20 protein-coding genes and 1 riboswitch are annotated in these 19,594 nt (G+C 75.4%); of the genes, 5 read left to right on the plus strand and 15 right to left on the minus strand.

Annotated elements, in window-relative coordinates; translation table 11 throughout:
• Positions 1-15: 15 nt before the first annotated feature.
• From cobC to H505_RS0127855, 10 genes are all read right to left on the minus strand, one after another.
• Complete coding sequence (gene cobC / locus H505_RS0127810) at positions 16-1,050, minus strand: Rv2231c family histidinol phosphate aminotransferase CobC (protein ID WP_026404600.1); 1,035 nt, start codon at positions 1,048-1,050, stop codon at positions 16-18.
• Positions 1,047-1,640: a precorrin-8X methylmutase gene (locus H505_RS0127815; RefSeq protein WP_026404601.1), complete on the minus strand. Its 594-nt coding sequence runs from the start codon at positions 1,638-1,640 to the stop codon at positions 1,047-1,049. The genes cobC and H505_RS0127815 overlap by 4 nt, the downstream gene beginning before the upstream one ends.
• Positions 1,641-1,657: 17 nt before the next feature.
• Positions 1,658-2,197: a cobalamin biosynthesis protein gene (locus tag H505_RS50710; protein ID WP_051301240.1), complete on the minus strand. Its 540-nt coding sequence runs from the start codon at positions 2,195-2,197 to the stop codon at positions 1,658-1,660.
• A complete protein-coding gene (locus tag H505_RS52020; protein ID WP_051301241.1) occupies positions 2,194-3,195 on the minus strand; it encodes a hypothetical protein in 1,002 nt (333 codons plus the stop codon). Before H505_RS52020 ends, H505_RS50710 begins: the two co-directional genes overlap by 4 nt.
• Positions 3,196-3,197: 2 nt before the next feature.
• A complete protein-coding gene (locus H505_RS0127830; RefSeq protein ID WP_026404602.1) occupies positions 3,198-3,656 on the minus strand; it encodes a hypothetical protein in 459 nt (152 codons plus the stop codon).
• A complete protein-coding gene (locus H505_RS52025; protein WP_084550906.1) occupies positions 3,653-4,585 on the minus strand; it encodes a GNAT family N-acetyltransferase in 933 nt (310 codons plus the stop codon). Before H505_RS52025 ends, H505_RS0127830 begins: the two co-directional genes overlap by 4 nt.
• Entirely contained in the window at positions 4,582-5,964 is a 1,383-nt protein-coding gene (locus tag H505_RS0127840; RefSeq protein ID WP_245592647.1) for a cobyrinic acid a,c-diamide synthase CobB, read from the minus strand. The genes H505_RS52025 and H505_RS0127840 overlap by 4 nt, the downstream gene beginning before the upstream one ends.
• A complete protein-coding gene (gene cobO / locus H505_RS0127845) occupies positions 5,958-6,572 on the minus strand; it encodes a cob(I)yrinic acid a,c-diamide adenosyltransferase (protein WP_026404604.1) in 615 nt (204 codons plus the stop codon). The genes H505_RS0127840 and cobO overlap by 7 nt, the downstream gene beginning before the upstream one ends.
• A gap of 51 nt (positions 6,573-6,623) precedes the next feature.
• Positions 6,624-8,720: a putative cobaltochelatase gene (locus H505_RS0127850; RefSeq protein ID WP_026404605.1), complete on the minus strand. Its 2,097-nt coding sequence runs from the start codon at positions 8,718-8,720 to the stop codon at positions 6,624-6,626.
• A gap of 57 nt (positions 8,721-8,777) precedes the next feature.
• A riboswitch (cobalamin riboswitch) is annotated at positions 8,778-8,899 on the minus strand.
• A gap of 57 nt (positions 8,900-8,956) precedes the next feature.
• Positions 8,957-9,532, minus strand: coding sequence for an ATP-binding protein (locus H505_RS0127855; RefSeq protein ID WP_233617409.1), 576 nt, complete (start codon positions 9,530-9,532; stop codon positions 8,957-8,959).
• Between the two features lie 593 nt (positions 9,533-10,125).
• On the opposite strand from H505_RS0127855, the gene iscB reads away from it, so the two are divergent.
• The 5 genes from iscB to H505_RS0127880 all read left to right on the plus strand — a co-directional run bounded on the left by iscB (position 10,126) and on the right by H505_RS0127880 (position 15,387).
• Positions 10,126-11,424 (plus strand): RNA-guided endonuclease IscB, encoded by a 1,299-nt coding sequence (gene iscB, locus H505_RS0127860; protein ID WP_034520130.1) that lies wholly within the window; start codon positions 10,126-10,128, stop codon positions 11,422-11,424.
• Between the two features lie 27 nt (positions 11,425-11,451).
• Positions 11,452-12,294, plus strand: a complete 843-nt coding sequence (locus H505_RS0127865) for a helix-turn-helix domain-containing protein (protein WP_026404608.1) — start codon at positions 11,452-11,454, stop codon at positions 12,292-12,294.
• Entirely contained in the window at positions 12,291-12,491 is a 201-nt protein-coding gene (locus H505_RS0127870; protein WP_026404609.1) for a DUF397 domain-containing protein, read from the plus strand. Before H505_RS0127865 ends, H505_RS0127870 begins: the two co-directional genes overlap by 4 nt.
• 124 nt (positions 12,492-12,615) lie before the next feature.
• Positions 12,616-13,635: an LLM class F420-dependent oxidoreductase gene (locus tag H505_RS0127875; protein ID WP_026404610.1), complete on the plus strand. Its 1,020-nt coding sequence runs from the start codon at positions 12,616-12,618 to the stop codon at positions 13,633-13,635.
• A gap of 96 nt (positions 13,636-13,731) precedes the next feature.
• Positions 13,732-15,387: an acetolactate synthase large subunit gene (locus H505_RS0127880; RefSeq protein ID WP_026404611.1), complete on the plus strand. Its 1,656-nt coding sequence runs from the start codon at positions 13,732-13,734 to the stop codon at positions 15,385-15,387.
• A gap of 7 nt (positions 15,388-15,394) precedes the next feature.
• Here H505_RS0127880 and H505_RS0127885 read toward each other — a convergent pair whose 3' ends face one another.
• The 5 genes from H505_RS0127885 to H505_RS0127905 all read right to left on the minus strand — a co-directional run bounded on the left by H505_RS0127885 (position 15,395) and on the right by H505_RS0127905 (position 19,587).
• The gene (locus H505_RS0127885; protein ID WP_026404612.1) at positions 15,395-16,195 is read right to left on the minus strand and encodes a methyltransferase domain-containing protein; all 801 of its coding nucleotides are present in this window, start codon (positions 16,193-16,195) and stop codon (positions 15,395-15,397) included.
• A gap of 142 nt (positions 16,196-16,337) precedes the next feature.
• A complete protein-coding gene (locus tag H505_RS50125; RefSeq protein WP_157433151.1) occupies positions 16,338-16,538 on the minus strand; it encodes a hypothetical protein in 201 nt (66 codons plus the stop codon).
• Between the two features lie 162 nt (positions 16,539-16,700).
• On the minus strand, positions 16,701-18,701 hold the full coding sequence (locus H505_RS0127895) for an FtsX-like permease family protein (RefSeq protein WP_026404613.1): 2,001 nt from the start codon (positions 18,699-18,701) through the stop codon (positions 16,701-16,703).
• The gene (locus H505_RS0127900) at positions 18,701-19,429 is read right to left on the minus strand and encodes an ABC transporter ATP-binding protein (protein ID WP_051301242.1); all 729 of its coding nucleotides are present in this window, start codon (positions 19,427-19,429) and stop codon (positions 18,701-18,703) included. Before H505_RS0127900 ends, H505_RS0127895 begins: the two co-directional genes overlap by 1 nt.
• Positions 19,426-19,587 (minus strand): hypothetical protein, encoded by a 162-nt coding sequence (locus H505_RS0127905; RefSeq protein WP_157433152.1) that lies wholly within the window; start codon positions 19,585-19,587, stop codon positions 19,426-19,428. Before H505_RS0127905 ends, H505_RS0127900 begins: the two co-directional genes overlap by 4 nt.
• Positions 19,588-19,594 lie beyond the last annotated feature (7 nt).

Consider the following 19,594-nt stretch of genomic DNA (forward strand, 5'->3'; position numbering starts at 1 on the left):
CCCGGTTCGGGGCCGTCAGATGCCGAGCTCACCCATGACCTCCAGAAGGGTCTCGTTGGACGCGCGGTCCCGGACGGCGATGCGGAGCCAGTCTGGGCCGAGCCCGGGGAAGGTGTCGCCGCGCCTGACCGCGTAACCGCGTTGCCGTAGCAGTGCCCTGATGCCGAGGGCGTCGGGGATGCGGACGCAAAGGAACGACGCGCGCGCGCCGGGGACGACGTACAGGCCCCGGCCGGTGAGTTCGGCGGCCAGCCGGTCCCGTTCGGTCCCGAGTTCCACGGCCCACTTCTCGGCCTCCGCGACGGCCTCGGGCGTGGAGCACTCCTCGACGGCGACGAGCGCGGGCGTGGACACCGCCCACAGCGGCTGCGCCTCCGCCAGCCGGGCCACGAGAGCGGGCGCGGCCAGCACGTACCCGGCGCGCAGCCCCGCCAGCCCCCACGTCTTGGTGAGCGACCGGATCACGACGACCCCGGCGGGCAGCCGCGCGGCGAGCGACTCGGGCTCGCCGGGCACGCAGTCCATGAACGCCTCGTCCACGACGACCGTCCGGCCGGGGCGGGCGAGCGCGGCGACCGCCGCGGCCGGGTGCAGCACCGACGTCGGGTTCGTCGGGTTCCCGATCACGACGAGGTCGGCGGCGGGCGGCACCGCCGCGGGGTCGAGCACGAAGTCCGCGCCGAGCACGACGCGCTCGACGTCGTGCCCGGCCGCCCGCAGCGCGGCCTCCGGCTCGGTGAACTGCGGGTGCACCACGACGGCGTGTTCCGGCGCCAGCACCCGCGCGAGCAGCACGAACGCCTCGGCGGCGCCCGCCGTGAGCAGCACCTCCTCGACCGAGCGGCCGTGCCGCCGCGCCACCGCGCGGCGCGCGGCCCGCGGGTCGGGGTAGGCGGCCAGGTCGGCGACCGACGCGCGGATCCGGTCGGCGAGCCAGGCGGGCGGCATGCCGGTCCGCACGTTCACGGCGAAGTCGGCGAGGCCGTCCCCGATCTCGGCGTCCCCGTGGTGCCGCAGGTCGATCCCGCGTCCCGCCGTGCCCGCGGTCACCGGGCCCCCTCGTGGTACAGCAGGGCGTTGACGGCCGCGGCGGCGACCGCGGAGCCGCCCTTCTCCGACACGTTGCTGAGCTGCGGCAGCCCGCTGGCGCGCAGCGCCTCCTTCGCCTCGGCGGCGCCGACGAACCCGACCGGGACGCCGATGACCAGCGCCGGGCCGACCCGCCGGTCGATGATCTCGAAGATCGCCTCGGGCGCCGATCCGACGACCCACACCGCCCCGGGCCCCACGTCGGCGTACGCGAGCCGGACGGCCGCGGCCGGACGCGTGATGCCCGCGGCCCGCGACATCCGCGCGGCGGCCGGGTCGGCGGCGTGGCAGACGGTCTCCCGCGCGGTGATCCCGGCGGCGACCATGCCCTCGTCGGTGACGATCGGCGCGCCGGAGCGCAGCGCCTCCCAGCCGCGCCGGAGGGACTCCTCCTCGGTCACCAGGTCGACCGCGTACTCCAGGTCGGCGGTGGCGTGGACGACCCGCTCGGCGACCGCCCGCCACAGCGGCGGCATCGGCGACAGGTCGACGCGGGACCGCAGGATCTCATACGACCTGATCTCCACCGGATGCGGCTGGCGTACGCTCACAGGAGCCTCCTGCTGGGTCACGGGCAATCCTCGCTGTCGCCGTCCCCGGGCGCGTGCCGCTCCGGGAGGAAGTACCAGGGTTTCACGGCTTCTACACCCTCATGCCGGGTTGCGGACACATGCCGGGATGCGCGCGCCGTGTCCGGTTCGACGGCGGCGGTCGCGATCGCCAGGGCGGCGGTCGCGCGGCCGGAGGCGCGCTTGGGGACCGCGAGGCGGACGGGGCCGCCGCACAGCGCGCGGGCGGCGTGCAGCGCCGCGGCCTCCGCGACGCTCGGCGTGCCCGCCCGCAGGCGCGCGACGTCCGACGGGTTCGGCACCGTGACCTGCGCGAGCACGGGCACAGGGTAGGCGACGAGCGGCAGGCCGCGGACCCGGGCGGCGGCGCGGACGGCGGGTTCGCCGCGCCGCCCCTCGGCGGTCGCGGCGCACCAGACGGCGCCGGGGCGCACGCCCGCCCGCCGCAGGACGGCGTCCAGCAGCGCGCCGACCTCGTCCGCACCGGCGGCCGCGGACACGCCGACGCCGAGCACCGCGACGTGCGTCGCGGCGGTCACAGCGGCGGGGTCCGCTCGACCGGGCGGCGCCGCGCCGGGGCGGGCCGGACGGGTTCGGGAGCGGCGCGACGCGCCCAGACAAGGGTCACCGGCGGGTCCGGCACCCCCGAGCCGCCGGACTGCGCGTCGGCCCGCTCGTCGGCGGGCCCCGAGCCTGCGGCCCCGTCGATGGCCGGCGGTGGGACGAGCGGTGTCACGCCGAACGCGGCGGCCCGGGCGGTGAAACCCGCCCCGGCCAGGACGTCCACGATCTCGGGCACCCGGCGCTCGTCCGCCGTCGCGACGAACCGGTCCGGGGCGCGGTCCGCGCAGGCGCGGACGGACGCGGCCTCCGCTCCGGCCAGGAACACGGCGTCCGGGTCCGGGAGGTGGTCGAGGACGGACGGGAGCGCGCCGCGCGCCACCGCGACCCGCACGCGGCGGGCGCGGACGGCCGCGCGGATCCGCTCGCAGGACGCCGCGTCCGGCCCCACGGCGACCGCGGCCGCGCCGAACCGGGCGCACTCGGCCGCGACGGAGCCGTCGCCGGACCCGAGGTCCCACACCAGGTCGCCCGTGCGCGGGCCGAGCCTGGCGAGGACGAACGCCCTGGTCTCGGGCGCGAGGGCCGCGCCGTCGAAGCCGTCCAGCGCCCAGCCGTCCGGGCCGGGCGGGCGCGCGGTCCAGCCGGGGCCGTCCGGCGGGCGGCGCTCGTCCAGGACGAGCACGACCTGCGGGGCGTTCCAGGGACGCGTGGTCGCCTCGGCCGGACGGACGCGCACCACGCGTTCGTCCGGTCCGTCGAGGTCCTCGCAGACGACGAACGTGCGCGGGGTCTGCGGGAACAGCGCGCGCGCCAGTTCCGCCGGGCCCGCGCCAGGAGCGGTCAGCACCGCGACCTTCGGGTGGGCGCGGCACGCGTTCACCGCACGGCGCAGCTCGTGCGCCGACACGATCAACGCGTCCTCCCAGGGCAGACCGGCGCGCGCGCACGCGCGGATCACGAGGGATCCGTCCATGCCTACCGCGCCATGCGCCCGAACATGCCGACCATGCGCTCGCCCGAGGCGTCCACCAGGACCACCTGGGCCGCCACCGACCCGGCCCGGCGCTCCAGCTCGCCCGCGGTGCGGCGGCACAGCTCGCGGCCGCACGGCCCGAGCCGTCCGGCGGCCTCCCACAGCGCGTAGGCGCGCCCCGGGTCGGCGGCGGCGTCGGCCGCGGCGACCGCGGCGGCGAGCGCGCCGCCCTCGGCGTCGCCCGCCATGTCGGCGGTGATCTCGCCCAGCACCGGGCCGACGATGGCGGCCTGGTCGGCCAGCCCGGCGACGAGGACGACCTGCCGGATTCCGCGCCCGGCGGCCTCCCGCAGCGCGTCCAGGTCGACCGGCGCGAAGCAGCCGTCCGGCAGCTTCGGCAGCATCCTGCGGGCCGCGTCCTCCGCGCCGCCGCCGTACATCACCAGCGTCTCGTCGATCATGCCCGTCCCTCCCCGTCGTGGGCGACGAGCCTCCCGGAGGGTCCGTCCGCGGACGGACCCGGCGCGCCGGGGAGCGGCGGATCGATCAGCACGCCGGGGCGCGCCGCCACGACGCCGCGCGCCGCCTCCCGGAAGACGGCCGGGTCGCCGAGCGCGAACGCGACCGTGCGGGCGCCGCCGTCCAGGGCGGCGAGCACGGCGGCGGCGGGGTCGCCGTCCACCCGCCGGACTCGCGTCGTGTGCGCGCGCACGGGAGCGTCGGGCGCGTCGGCGACGAGCACGGCGTCGGCCTCGTGCAGCAGCCGCAGCGCCCGGACGGTGACCAGCTCCGGATCGCCCGGGCCGACGTCCACCGGCACGAGCCGCGCGGGCCGCTCGTCCCGCAGGTCGGGCGCGATGCGGCTGAACACGAACATGTCCTGGTTGGCGCCGTCCTCGACCTCGGCGCCGCGCGCGCGTCCCTCCCGCCAGAACCGCGCCTTCTCCGCCACCCGGATGGACGGCGCGTTGGTGACGAGCGCGCGCAACTCCACCCGGTACAGGCCGCAGTCTTGCAGCGCCCAGTCCGACACCACGCGGAGCGCCTCGGTCGCGTACCCGTTCCCGCGCGCGCTTGGCCGCATCCCGTATCCGACCTCGCACGTGCCCTGCGTCCAGTCGACCTTGAACAGCCCGATCGTCCCCAGGAGCCCGCCGTCCCCGCCCGTGATCGCCAGGTGGATGCCGAGGCCGTACTGCTGGACCTTGTGGATGCCCTCCCGCAGGAACCACGCGATCGTCTCGGCGTTGAGCGCGGTGGGGAAGTTGGGCGGGAGCCAGTCCTCCCGGGCGCGGATCACCTCGATGAGCTCCGCCGCGTCGTCCAGGCAGAACGGGCGCAGGACGATCCGCTCCCCCTCCAGGCGCACTTTTCCCTCGAAGGCGTTCAACCGCGCTCCCTACCGCAGGCGTCGACCAGTCTGCTCGCGAACCGGGGCGACCCGGCCCAGTGCAGGTGGAGGTAGGACGCGACACAGTCGCCCTGCACGAACCCCGCCGGACCGGACGTGGACCACTGCCAGGCGGCCGTGTCCCCGTGGACGGGATCCGTCACCGTGCGGTGGAACTCGTGACCGTGCACCCGCTCGCCCGTCCGGGCGACGACGGAGTCGGCCACCGCCACGGCGGCACGATAGCCCAGCGTCAGGCGCGGGGCCATGGCCGCTTTCACACCGTCCAGGACGCCGCACATCGGCGCACCGTCCAGCTCCTGCGCGAGGTAAAGGAGCCCCGCGCACTCGGCGTAGACGGGACGTCCCGCACCGGCGAACGCGGCCAGCTCCGCCCGCAGCCGCCCGTTCGCGGCCAGTTCCGCCGCGTACACCTCGGGGAACCCGCCGCCGACGACCAGGCCGCGCGTGCCCTCCGGCAGCGACTCGTCCCGCAGCGGGTCGAACCGGACGACCTCGGCGCCCGCGGCCGCCAGCAGCTCCGCGTTCTCCGCGTACCCGAAGGTGAACGCCGCTCCCCCGGCCACCGCGATCCGCGGCCGCACCCGGCCCGCGCCCCCGGCTTCCGCCGCCTCCGCGGCCGGGTCCCAGGGCTCCGCGGCGAGCGGCGGCGCCGACCGCGCCAGCGCCTCCAGGGCATCGAGGTCGCACGACGCCGCGACCAGCTCCCCGAGCCGCCGCACGCTCGCGACCGCGTCGGCGTCCCGCTCCGCGGCGGGGACCAGCCCCAGGTGCCGGGACGGCGCCGCCGCGTCCGCGTGCCGCCGCAGCGCCCCGAGCACCGGCACGCCCAGGTCGTCGAGCGCGTCCCGGCACATCGCCTCGTGCGCGTCCGACCCGAGCCGGTTGAGGATCACGCCGCCGACCCGCACCGGCCCGAACGACCGGAAGCCGTGGACGAGCGCCGCGACGGACCGCCCGGCCGCCGCCGCGGCGTCCACGACGAGCACCACGGGCGCGTCCAGCAGCGCCGCCACGTGCGCGGTCGACGCGAAGTCGCCGCCGCCGTGGTCCCCGCTGCCCGTCCGCCCGTCGTACAGGCCCATCACGCCCTCGACGACCGCGATCCCGGCGCCCGCCGCCCCGTGCAGGAACAGCGGGACGATCCGGTCCTCCCCCACGAGCCACGGGTCCAGGTTCCGGCCGGGCCGCCCGGTGGCCAGCGCATGGTAGCCCGGGTCGATGTAGTCGGGCCCCACCTTGTGCGGCGAGACGGCCGCGCCCCGGCCCGCGAGCGCCGCCATCAGCCCGGTCGCGACCGTCGTCTTGCCGCTCCCGGACGCCGGCGCCGCGATCACCAGCCGCGGAACGTTCACCACTCGATGCCCTTCTGCCCCTTCTGCCCGCGATCCATCGGGTGGCGGACCTTGCCCATCTCCGTCACCAGATCAGCCGACTCGACCAGCCGCGGATCCGCGTCCCGCCCGGTGATCACCACGTGCTGGTTGCCGGGCCGTTCCCGGAGCGCCGCCACGACATCGTCGACGTCCACCCATCCCCATTTCATCGGGTAGGTGAACTCGTCCAGGACGTAAAGGCGGTACGTCTCGGCCTGCAGATCCCGTTTGATCTGCTCCCAGCCCTCACGCGCGTCCGCCGCGTGGTCGTCCTCGCTGCCCGGCCGCTGGATCCACGACCAGCCCTCGCCCATCTTGTGCCACGCGACCGGACCGCCCTCGCCCGTCTCCCCGTGCAGCCGCCCAAGCGCGCGCAGCGCGTTCTCCTCACCGATGCGCCACTTGGCGGACTTGACGAACTGGAACACCCCGATGGGCCACCCCTGGTTCCACGCCCGCAACGCCAGCCCGAACGCCGCCGTCGACTTCCCCTTGCCCGGCCCCGTATGCACCATCACCAGCGGCCGGTTGCGCCGCTGCCGCGTCGTGAGCCCGTCCTCCGGCACGTACTCCGGCTTCCCCTGCGGCATCCTCGATCCCTTCCACGTCGTCAGAATCCCGCGCGCCCGCCCCGGCAGGGGTCAGGCGGCGCGGCGGGAGGCCCGGACCACACCCGCGAGCGAGTCGGCGGCCAGGTCATCCAGCCGGACGACCTCGGCGGCGAGCCGCGCGCCGAGCGCCCCGGCCAGCCCCAGCCGCACCGGGCCGGACTCGCAGTCGACGACCACCGCCGCGACACCCGCCAGCCGCGCCGCCGCGGCCGCCGGATCGGGACCGTGCGTCGCGCGCCCGTCGGTCACCACGACCAGGAGCGGACGGCGCGCCGGGTCCCGGAGCCGCTCCACCCGCAGGACGTCCGCCGCGCGCAGCAGCCCGGCCGACAGCGGCGTCCGGCCGCCCGTGGGCAGCCGTTCCAGGCGGCGCGCCCCCGCCTCCACCGACGAGGTCGGCGGCAGCGCCACCTCCGCCGCCGAGCCCCGGAACGTGATCAGCCCGACCTTGTCGCGGCGCTGGTAGGCGTCCAGCAGCAGGCTCAGGACCGCGCCCTTCACCGCGCGCATCCGGGCGCGCGCGGCCATCGACCCGCTCGCGTCCACGACGAACAGGACGAGGTTGCCTTCGCGCCCGTCCCGGACGGCCTCGCGCAAATCCCCCGACCGGACGATCAGGCCCGTGCCGCTCCGCCCGCGCGCGCTCTGGTGCGGGGCGGCAGCGCGGAGCGTCGCGGTCAAGTGCAGCCCGCGCGCGCCCGGACGCGCACCCGACACCCGTCCGTACGGGCTGCGCGCCTTGGAACGCCGCCCCGGCGCGCCCGCACCGACACCGGGAACGGTGAACAGGCGCGGTTTGTAGGCGGCGTCCGCCGGCGCGGGTTCGCTCTCGCCGCCCCCCTCCCCACCGGACGGCTCAGTCGGCGCGGAGCCGTTCGCGTCGTCTCCCCGCACGTCCGGCCGCACCCCGCCACCGGCCCCGTCGTCGTCCGGACCGCCGGGGCCGTCCGGATCGTCCGGTCCATCGGGACCGTCCGGTCCGTCGGGACCGTCCGAGCCGTCGGGACCGTCCGAGCCGTCGGGACCGTCCGAGCCATCCCGGCCATCCAGACCATCCGGGCCATCCGGGCGGTCGGGACCCTGGGGGACCTCGGGAGGGTCGGCATCGGCGTGCTCGTCGAGGACCGCGTCCAGCTTGTCGGCGTCCAGGCCGGGCGCGTCGAACGGGTCGCGGCGGCGGCGGTGCGGCAGCGCGAGCCGCGCGGCGGTCCGCACGTCGTCGGCGGTGACCGCCGGACGGCCGTGCCAGGCGGCGAGCGCGATCGCGGCCCGCGCGGTCACCAGGTCGGCGCGCAGCCCGTCGACCTCGAAGGACGCGCAGACGGCGGTGATCCGGCGGAGCGCCGCGTCGGTCAGCTCGACCCGCGGCAGCCGCTCCCGCGCGGCCGCGATCCGGGCCGCGAGAGCGGCCTCGGCCGCCGCCCACCCGGCCGCGAACCCGACCGGATCGTCCTCGAACCGGAGCCGCCGCCGGACGACCTCGGCCCGTTCGGCCGGGTCGCGGGTGGCGGCCACCTCGACGGTGAGGCCGAACCGGTCGAGCAGCTGCGGCCGCAGCTCCCCCTCCTCGGGGTTCATCGTGCCGACCAGCAGGAACCGCGCGGCGTGCCGCACCGACACGCCCTCCCGCTCGACGTGCGACTCGCCCATCGCGGCGGCGTCCAGCAGCAGGTCGACCAGATGGTCGTGCAGCAGGTTGACCTCGTCGACGTACAGCACGCCGCGGTGCGCGGCGGCGAGCAGGCCCGGCTCGAACGCCGTGACGCCCTCGGTCAGCGCCCGCTCGATGTCGAGGGACCCGGTGAGGCGGTCCTCGGACGCGCCCACCGGCAGCTCCACCAGCCGGGCGGCCCGCTCACCGGCCCCCGCGCCGTGGGGGCCGTCCGGGCAGCCCGGGTCGGGGGCGTCCGGGTCGCAGGAGAAGCGGCACCCGGGGACGGTCCGCACCGGCGGGAGCAGGGCGGCCAGCGCCCGGACGACCGTCGACTTGGCGGTGCCCTTCTCCCCCCGCACGAGGACGCCGCCGACACCGGGCGACACGGCGTTGATCAGGAGCGCGAGCTTGAGGTCGTCCATCCCGACGACGGCGGAGAACGGGTAGCCGGGGGCCGGCGCGGCAGGGGGCATCGCGGATTCGTCCTTCCTCGGGTGTCCACGCCCGATGGCGGTACTGTCCGACGGCCGGAGTCTCCTGGCTCCCGGATCACCGCTCCCCCTCGGCCTTCCGGCATGCGCCGTGGCCCTGTCGAGAGGGAACTCCCCTGGTCACAGTTGCGGGACAGCCCCGGATTCGCACCGGGTTCCTCCGCGTCCGTCGCCCGCAAGGATCGCACACCGGCGCGCCGCGCGGGGAACGGCCCCGCTCAGGACGGCGACGCCTGCGGGATCGCGAACCACACCGCCTTGCCCCGCACCGACGGCCCGAGCCGGGACCGGGTGCGGCGCGCCCCCCACCGGCCGCCCGACAGCTCGCGCACGATCCCGAGACCGCGGCCGCAGTCGCCGGACGTCCACGAGTAGCCCGGCAGCGCGGCGTCCGCGAGCGCGTCGAACACCGCGCAGCGCACCTCGCCCGCGCCCTCCCCGCCCGTCCCGTCGTCGCCGAAGTACAGCCACAGCTCGTGCGGGCCGTGGTCGCCGGCGTGCTGGTGGGCGTTGGTGGCGAGCTCGCTGACCATCAGCTGCGCGTCGCCGATCACGTCGCGGGGGACGCCGAGCGCGGCGAGCGCGTCGCGCAGCACGCGGCGCGCGTGCCCGGCGCAGCCGGGGCCGCCGGGCAGCGCCCACACCCAGCCGGGACGGGTGCCGGCGGGGGCGCCGGGCTCGTCGGCCATCGCGTCCGCCATGCTCTGCGCGGCGTGCGCGGGATCCGGCGGGGGCGCGGATCGCGGCGCCGCGCCCGGGGCCGGTCCGGGCGCGAGACGGGTTTCGGCCTTCACGGGCACGTCCGCGTGGGCGGTCCGGACGTCCGTAACGTGGGCTGACGAGGTCTTCACGGGTCCTCCCGCAACTACGTCCCGGGGTGCGCGGCGGGCTCGCTCGTCACTTTCGGTCCCCGAGCAGTCACGGATCCCAGCGTTACGTGAGATTCTCACCTTTGCAACTGCCTTCGGGAAATCGACCTGCCTTCGCACCGGGATGCGGCAATCTCGTTGTGGCGCACCCGCCGAGTGAGGAGACTCCACTCCCGTAACGGGTTCCCGCCCGAGGGCGAGCGCCGTCGGCCGCGAGGCCGGGGGCGCGCCGTTACCAGACCGAGCCGACGGCATTGGAGGTGACCTGGTTGGCTACGTTCCGTGCAGGACGGCAGACCCACCCGTCTGTGCTTCCTCAGCAGGCGGCTCTGGAATCCGCGTCGGCAGACACCCCGAGGAACAGGGACGAAACGAGGCGCGGACGCCGCAGCGCGGCACCCGGCACGGACCATGGTCGAGGGGAGACCGCGGCCGCTTCACCTGGCGGCCGCGGCGTCACCCCCGTCCCGCACCGGGGCGGGGAGATGGGCCGTGAGGTCCGCATACGTCAACCTGCCGTGTTCGTCCTGGACAAGAACGGCAGACCGCTGCAGCCGACCACTCCACCGCGGGCGCGCAAGCTGCTCAGCAGCGGACGAGCGGTGGTCGCGCGGCACACGCCGTTCGTCATCCGCCTCAGAGACCGCACCGTCCGGGAATCACGGGTCGACGGCGTGGAGATCGGTATCGATCCCGGCTCCCGGCACACCGGCATGGCCGTGTTCACCTCCCGACGGGGAGAGAGGCGGGCCCGGTTCGGCGTCAGGCTCGACCACCGGGGCTCGGCCATCGGCAAGAAGCTGCGGCAGCGCGCCGCCTACCGGCGGCGGCGCCGGACCGCGAACCTGCGTCACCGAGCCCCTCGCTTCGACAACCGCGTGCGTACCGACGGGTGGATCGCGCCATCGGTGCGGCACCGCCTCGAGACCACCGTCTCCTGGGTAGACCGGCTGTCCCGATGGGCCCCTGTGACGGCCGCCCACCTTGAGCGCACCGCGTTCGACACGCACGCCATGGCCGCCGGACGACCACTGGAAGGAGCCGAATACCAGCACGGCACTCTGCACGGCTACGAAGTTCGCGAGTACCTCCTGGCCAAGTTCGGACGGACTTGCGTCTACTGCGACGCCACCGGTGTTCCGCTCAACATCGACCATGTGGTTCCCCGTTCCCGCGCCGGCTCCGACCGCGTGAGCAACCTGGTGCCGGCGTGCATCCCTTGCAACCGCGCCAAGGGCGACCTGCCCGTGGAGCATTTCGCTCCCGCCAAGGCCGCCTCGATCAAAGTTCGCGCCTTGGCGCCCCTGCGGGACGCCGCCGCGCTGAACACCGCACGCCGGGCACTGTGGAAGGCGCTCGACGCGCGCATGCCGGTGCGCGCCTCCTCAGGAGGCCGCACCAAATGGAACCGGACTCGTCACCACCTGCCGAAGTCGCACACGCTCGACGCGCTCGCCGTCGGCGAACTCGACTCGATCACTGAGATCCTCACCGTCTTCCTTGCCGTCGGATGCACGGGCCGCGGCACCTACGCCCGCACTCGTCCCGACAGGCACGGGTTCCCCCGCCTTCGCCTCCCTCGCCGCAAGGACGTTTTCGGGTTCCGGACCGGAGACCTCGCCCGGGCCGTGGTCCCGTCCGGCAAGAACGCCGGAACGCATACCGGGCGCATCGCCGTCCGCTCCTCCGGAACGTTCACCGTCCGCTCGAGAGGCGGGCTGTTCACCGCTCGGCACATCCGCTTCCGGCTGCTCCAGCGAGCGGACGGCTATGCCTACACCACCGGAAAGGAGGCAGGGACCGCCGCTCGTCCGTGACGGGCGGGGAAGCGTCCCTGAACTCGAATGACTTACCGTCCCACCGTTCGCGGCCGTCGCCTGGCGCGCGAGATCCGCAGGCTGCGCGAGGAGCAGAAGCTCACCCTGCAGGAGGTCGCGGACCGGCTCGACTGGTCGCGGGCGACCATCTCCCGGCTCGAAACGGGCCAGACCCGCCCGAAACCGGGCGACATCGCCGACATCCTCGATCTGTACGGGGTGCCGAGTCCGGAGCGGGACTCGCTGATCACGCTGGCGCGGCAGGCGGGCCAGCGGGGTTGGTGGACCGCGTACCAGGACGTCTTCGCCGGCAGCTACGTCGCGCTGGAGGACGAGGCGTCGCACATCCGCACCTGGGACCCCCAGCTGATCCACGGGCTGCTGCAGACCGAGCAGTACGCGCGCCAGGTCATCACCGCGGGGCGGCTGCTGCCCAACCAGGAGGACATCGAGCGCCGCATCTCGGCCCGCAAGCACCGGCAGGGGCTGCTGACCCGGGAGAACGCGCCGCAGCTCCACGTGGTCTTCGACGAGGGGGTGCTGCGGCGGCCGATCGGCGGGCCGGGCGTGATGCGCGCTCAACTGGAGGCGCTCATCGAGGCGGCGGACCGCCCGACAATCACCATTCAGGTACTTCCGTACTCAGCGCAGGAGCATGCGGGCCTAGACGGACGTTTCACCATATTGTCGTATCCGGACCCCGCGGACCCCGATATCGCCTACGTAGAGGGCACCATGGGCGACGTTTACCTTGAGAGCGCGGAGGCAATAGCAAAACATAGGGACCGCTTCGATCGGATCGAGGCGGCCGCTTTGTCCACCGAGGAATCCGCGCACCTCATAGCCGAGGCAGCAAGGAGCAGCCCGTGACCAACCTGCAGCGCGACCTGACCGGGGCCGCATGGCGCAAGTCCTCCCACAGCGGGAGCGGCGACCAGTGCGTCGAGGTGGCCCCCCTCTCCCGCGATCTGCGCGCTGTCCGTGATTCGAAGGACCCCGGCGGCCCGGCCCTGGTGCTGACGCCCGCCGCGTTCGAGGCCCTCCTGACCATCGCCAGGGAGGCATAGCCCGGTACCGGAGGGCCGCGGCCTCCCCCGGCCGCGGCCCTCCGGCATGCCCGCCCCGCTTCCGCGAAAGTAGAACGTGTTCTACCATCGAGCGGCGTCGTCAACGCGGAGAAGGGGTTGCATCGTGAGCGCGGATCTCAAGCTGGGCGTGAACGTCGGCTACTGGCAGCGCGAGCCGGAGGACCAGACCGACACCGTCCTGGCGGCCGAACGGCTCGGCTACGACGCGGTGTTCACCGCGGAGGCGTACGGGTCGGACGCGTTCACGCCGCTCACCTGGTACGCGGCGCGGACGTCCCGGATCAAGCTGGGCACCGCGGTGGTGCAGATGTCGGCGCGGACGCCGGCGGCCACCGCGATGCACGCCCTCACCCTCGACGCGCTGTCGGGCGGACGGGTGATCCTCGGGCTCGGCGCGTCCGGCCCGCAGGTCGTCGAGGGGTGGTACGGGCAGCCGTTCCCGAAGCCGCTGGCCCGGACGCGCGAGTACCTCGACATCGTCCGGCAGGTGTGGCGGCGGGAGGAGCCGGTGACCAGTGCCGGGCCGCACTACCCGCTGCCGCTGCCGGGCGGCGCGGGCCTCGGCAAGCCGCTGAAGTCGATCGTGCATCCGGTGCGCCCGGAGATCCCCGTCTACCTGGGCGCCGAGGGCCCGAAGAACGTGGCGCTCGCCGCCGGGGCGACGCAGGGCTGGCTGCCGCTGTTCGTCGACCCCGAGCAGATCGAGCCGGTGTTCGGGGCGTCCCTCGCCGGACGCCCGGACGGCTTCGAGATCGCGGCGACCGTCACCACGATCGTCACCGACGACCTGGCGTCCGCGCTGGAGTTCGCCAAGGTCCCGCTCGCGTTCTACATCGGCGGGATGGGCGCCCGCGAGCGCAACTTCCACCTCGACCTCATCGGGCGGCTCGGCTACGCGGAGCAGGCGGCCCGGGTGCAGGAGCTGTTCCTGGACGGCCGGCGCCAGGAGGCGATCAAGGCGGTGCCGGACGAGCTCGCCGACTCGATCTCGCTGCTCGGGCCGATCGGGCGGATCAAGGAGCGCATGGGGCTGTGGCGCGACAGCCCCGTCACCACGCTGCTGATCGCCGGGGTGAAGGACGAGCCGACGCTGCGGGCGATCAAGGAGGTCGTCGACGGCTGAGCCGGTGGAACGCGTTCTCGCCGGGGAATGCGGGCGGCCCGCGGTGCGCTGCACGGGGTGAACCCCGAAGATCACACGTGGGAAGAGGGACACCCGATGTCCGCGCAGGAAGACGCCGCCCGCCTCCTCGTCCGAACCCTGGAGGCGGAGGGCGTCGAGTACGTCTTCGGCATCCCCGGCGAGGAGAACATCCACTTCGTCGACGCGCTGAACGACTCGTCGATCCGCTACGTCCTCGTCCGGCACGAGCAGGGCGCCGCGTTCATGGCCGAGATCTACGGCCGGCTCACCGGGAAGGCGGGCGTGGCGTCGGCGACGCTCGGCCCCGGCGCGATCAACCTGCAGCTCGGCGTCGCGGACGCCACCACCAACAGCACCCCGGTCGTCGCGATCTCCGCGCAGGTCGGGCTGGACCGCATCTACAAGGAGTCGCACCAGATCGTCGACCTGGTGTCGCTGTTCCGGCCGATCACGAAGTGGTCGGAGCTGGCGCCGCGCGCCGAGGCGCTCCCGGAGATGGTGCGCAAGGCGTTCAAGACCGCGCAGACCGAGCGTCCCGGCGCCGTGTACCTGGCGATCCCGGAGGACGTCGAGTCGGCGCGGGTCCCGGCCGGCCTGGCGCCGCTGCCGGTGAACGTCGTGCGCCCGCAGGAGCCGTCGCCGTCGCAGGTCGCGCGGGCCGCGGACGTCCTGGCGCTCGCGCGGCGCCCGATCGTCCTGGTGGGGCACGGCGCGACGCGGCAGGGCGCGAGCGCGGCGCTGGTGTACCTGTCGGAGCGGCTGGGGCTGCCGGTCGCGACGACGTTCAACGGCAAGGGCGTGTTCCCGGACGACCACCGCAACGCGCTCGGGGCGGTCGGGTTCATGCGGCACGACTACGTGAACTTCGGGTTCGACGAGGCGGACGTGCTCATCACCGTCGGGTACGAGCTGCAGGAGTTCGACCCGGTCAAGATCAACCCGTCCGGGGACAAGAAGATCATCCACATCCATCCGTCGCCCGCCGAGGTCGACGACCACTACGCGGTCGAGGTCGGGATCCAGGGGGACATCCCGCGGTCGCTGTACGCGCTGGCCGACTCGGTCCACCGGCGGTTCGACGTGAACGGGACGGGCCGCAGGATCCGCGAGCTGATGCGGGACGAGCTGGCCGAGGGGGCCGCCGAGGAGGGGTTCCCGCTCTCGCCGCGCCGCATCGTCGCGGACGTCCGCGCCGCGATGGGCCGGGAGGACATCGTGCTCGCCGACACGGGCGCGGTGAAGATGTGGATGGCGCGGATGTACCCGACGTACGAGCCGAACACGCTGCTGGTGTCGAACGGGCTGTCGTCGATGGGGTTCGCGGTGCCGGGCGCGATCGCCGCCAAGCTGGCCCATCCGGACCGGAAGGTGCTGGCGGCGACCGGCGACGGCGCGTTCCTCATGAACTCGCAGGAGCTCGAGACCGCCGTCCGGGAGAACGTCCCGATCACGGTGCTGATCTGGGACGACTCGGCGTACGGGCTGATCGGGTGGAAGATGGAACTCGACCTCGGCCGCAGCTCCCACATCGCGTTCGGCAATCCCGACTTCGTGAAGTACGCGGAGAGCTTCGGCGCCCACGGGTACCGGGTCGAGTCGGCCGCCGAGCTGCTGCCCACGTTGCGCAAGGCACTCGCCGACGACGGGGTGTCGGTGGTCACCGTCCCGGTCGACTACTCGCACAACCTGCGCCTCACCGACAAGCTCGGCGAGCTGACCGACCCGTTCTGAGGGCGGGTCAGGCGCGGCAGACGATCTCGGCGTGGAGGACGGCGAACCAGCCGTCCTCCGCCGCCGCCCACGCCTTCCAGCCCGCGTAGATCGCGTCCAGTTCCGCGCGGGTGGCGTGGCCCTCGGCGACGGCGGTGTCGGCGACGGCCGAGCGGGCGAGGCGCCCGCCCCACGACTCGCTCCACCACTCGCGTTCGTCCGGCGTCGCGAAGCACCAGGCGGACGCGGACGCGCGCACGTCGGCGAACCCGGCCTCGCGGGCCCACGCGGCGAGGCGCCGTCCGGCGTCGGGTTCGCCGCCGTTGCCGCGCGCGACCGCGCGGTAGACGGGCAGCCAGGCGTCCATGCCGGGCGGGTCCGGGTGCCAGACCATGCCGCCGAAGTCGGCTTCGCGGACGGCGACGAACCCGCCGGGCTTCGCGACGCGGCGCATCTCGCGCAGCGCGCCGACCGGGTCGGCGATGTGCTGCAGCACCTGGTGGGCGTGGACGACGTCGAACGCGCCGTCGTCGAACCGCAGGTCGTGGACGTCCCCGACGGCGAACTCGAGGTTCGCGGCGCCGCCCGCGGCGGCGCGCGCCTCCGCGACGGCGGTCCCGGCGGCGTCCACGCCGACGACGCGGCCCGGCGCGACGCGCTCCGCCAGCCCCGCGGTGATCGAGCCGGGGCCGCAGCCGACGTCCAGCACCGACGCGCCGGGGCGCAGGTGCTCGACGAGGTAGGCGGCCGAGTTCTCGACCGTCCGCCGGCGGTGGGCGCTCAGGACGGTCTCGTGGTGTCCGTGGGTGTAGGTCGCCTGGTCGGCCATGGGTCACCTCTCCTTCGCGATGACCGCACCCTACGCCGCCTTCTCGTATCTTGAGAAACATGTTTCAAATATTGAGACGCACGGGGAAAGAAAAAGCCGGGACGCTGTCGTCCCGGCCCTTTCTACGCTACGGTTTCCCCCGTCAGGCGGCGGCCACGGCGGCGCTCGACGGCCGGCGACGCGCGTCCCGCACGGGAAGCGTCTCGACCGCGGCGAGCGCGCGAGGCGGCTCGGCGTAGGCGTTCATCGTCGCGTGGGTGAGCTCGGTCAGCCACGGCTGCACCACGGTCCGCTCGGCGGGCCCGCCCAGCCGCGGGCGAGAGATATGGAAAGTCGCCTCCACTGCCAACACCCCTTCCTGTACGCCGACGGCACCGCCGCCCGGCGGGGCCGTCGCCTGTGACGTACCCCTGGTACGTCGTAACAAGCGTCACGGTTCGGCATCTGTTCCCACCGGAACCTGTGATCACATGCACAAACTACAGAGCGCCACTGACATTTCCGGCTAGTCCGGACGGGGCGCGGGGTCGGTCGTCACGGCCCGCAGCAGCGGGCGGCTGAGCGCGCTCGCGCCGAGGATCCCGCCGAAGCCGAGCACCAGGAACCCGGCGAGCGTCGCCAGCCCGGGCGCCCCGACGCCGACCGCGAACGGGGACGCGAAGAACAGGCCCGCGAGCAGCGACCCGCCGCCCATCACCGCGAGCGGGACGAGCGTCTCCTGCCGGCGCGCGCGGTCCAGCACGCTCAGCGGCGTCCCGGCGAGGCGGAGCATCGCGTACTCCCGGCGGCGGTCCAGGACGGCGGACGCCCCGGTGACGCCCGCGCTCGTGGCGCCGATGAGGAACGCGGCGGCGAGCACGGTCAGCGCGCCCGTCCGCAGGTCGCCGAGCAGGTACCGGCCGCCGGTGTCGTCGTCGGCCGGGGTGGTGGCGACGCCGCCCGGGACGAGCCCGTGCAGCGCGGTGCGGGCGCGGTCGACGGCCGCCCCGCCGCCCGGCACGGTGATCGTCACGACCGTCCGGCCCTCGTGGGCGGCATCGTGCAGGGGGTCGCCGTCGCCGGTCGCGACGGCGGCGCCGGTCCCGGCGAGGCGCTCCCGCGCCTGGGCCGCGACGGCCACGGGCGCGCGGCCGTCCGGAACGGCGATCCGCAGCCGGTCGGACGGCCCGGACTCGATCGCCCCCGGGTTGAGCAGCGTCAGGAACCCCGCGACGAACCCGGTGAGCGCGACGCCCGCGACCGTCCGCCACGCCGCGCGCGGGTCGTCCCGCAGGCGGCGGCCCGCGAGCAGCCGGGACGGGCCGCGGGCGAACACGACCATGAGCCCGCCGATCGCCGCCACCGCCCACGGCCCGGCGTAGTTGATCGCGAGGAAGGCCAGCGTCATCAGCACCAGGAGGACCGCGAGCCCGGCGTACCGCATCCCCATGAGCGCGCCGCCGACGACGGCGAACGCGGCGAGGACGGCGAGCGGCGCCAGGAGCCGGACGGCGCGCAGCGCGGGCGGCGTCTCCCGGCGGGCCACGCCGAGCGGGCCGACGACGACGCGGCGCAGCCCGACGACGGCGCTGGCGCCGACGAGCACCGGCACCGCGGCGAGGACGGCCGCGACGGTCGGCAGGCCGGGCCACAGGTGCCCGGCGAACCAGCCGCCGCCCTGGATGGTGATGTGCGCGAGCGCCGGGACGGCCGCCGCGTACAGCAGGGCGCCCAGCGCGGCGCCCGCGGCGGCGGTGAGGACGGCCTCGGCGGTGGTGATCGCGACGACCTGGCCGGGGGTCGCGCCGACCAGCCGGAGCGCGGCGAGCCGCCCGTCGCGGCGCGCCACGGTGAGCCGGGCGGCGGCGCCGCCGAACACCAGCAGCGGCGCGGCCATCAGGACGGACGCGATCCCGGCAAGCCCCCGGTAGACGCCCATCCAGGCGGACGTGCCGGTGGCGTACGCGTCGATGCGGGTGGGGGCGGCGGTGGTGTCCAGGCCGGTCGTGTCGGTGCGCGGGGCGGTCAGGACGGGCGCGGCGGCGTCCCGCCCGATGACCGCGACGAGCTCGCCGGGGTGCACGAGCGCGTCGTCGCCGAGCGTCCCGGCGGGTGCGGGGAACCGGTCGGCGAGCCGCTCGGCGGGCAGCTCCGCGAGCAGGCCGGCCAGCGCGGGGGACGCCCACAGCTCGCCCGGCGCGGGGAAGCGCGGCATCCCGGGCGGGACGGGCGCGCCGTCCGACAGCGCGGCGAGGTCGACGACGGTGATCGGCGTGCCGTGCCCGCCTCCGGCGTCGACGTAGTCGGTGGAGAGCGCCTGCACGGCGGTGGGCGTCCCGGACGCCTCCGCCGGGTGCCGCCACGCGTCGGCGGCGGCGCGCTCGGCGAACGCGTGGTGGGCGCCGAGCGCGAACAGCAGCAGGCCCGTCGAGACGGCCACGGCGGCGAGGGTGAGCAGGGACCCGAGCAGGTCGCGGGCTCCCCCGCCGCGCAGCAGCCGCCACGCCAGGCCGGCGGGCGTGCGCATCACGCCGCTCCGGCGAGGGCGGGCCGCACGCGGCCGTCGCGGACCTCGACCGTCCGGTCGCACCAGCCCGCGACGGACGCGTCGTGCGTGACGACGACGAGGGACGCGCCGTTGCCGCGGGTCGCGTCGACCAGCAGCGCCATGGTCTCGCGGCCGGTGGCCTGGTCGAGGGAGCCGGTGGGCTCGTCGGCGAACACGACGGCGGGGCGGGTCACGAGGGCGCGGGCGATCGCGACGCGCTGCGCCTGCCCGCCCGACAGCTCGCCCGGGCGGCGGCCCTCCGTCCCCGCGAGGCCGAGCGGCCCGAACCAGGCGCGGGCGGCCCGCACCGCCTCCCGGCGCGGCGTCCCGTTCAGCATCAGCGGCAGCGCGACGTTCTCCTCGGCGGGCAGTTCCGGGAGGAGCTGGCCGAACTGGAAGACGAACCCGAAGCGGGTGCGGCGCAGGACGCTGCGGCGGCGCTCGCCGAGGGCGTCGACGCGCTCCCCGAGCAGCCGCACCTCGCCGGCGTCCGGCCGGACGATCCCGGCGAGGCAGTGCAGCAGCGTCGACTTCCCGGAGCCGCTCGGGCCCATGATCGCGACGGTCTCGGCGCGGGCGACGGCGAGGTCGACGCCGTCGAGCGCGACGGTCGGCCCGAACCGCTTGGCCAGGCCCCGCCCCGCCAGGACGGGCTCGGGGCCGGCCTCGAAGCCGGGCTCGGGGGCGGGCGCGGTGAGATCGGTCACCGGTCCCCCTCCGGGGCGCCGGCGCCGCCGCCGCGCGGGCGGCGTGCTCGCCACGACTCGGCGATCTCGGTCGCCGGCATCACGACCCCGCCGTAGACGACGAAGACGGCGAACGCGACGAGGAAGGCGACGGCGAGCGGGACATAGATGATTTCCATGCCCCCA

It is taken from the genome of Actinomadura rifamycini DSM 43936, assembly GCF_000425065.1.
GTDB lineage: Bacteria > Actinomycetota > Actinomycetes > Streptosporangiales > Streptosporangiaceae > Spirillospora > Spirillospora rifamycini.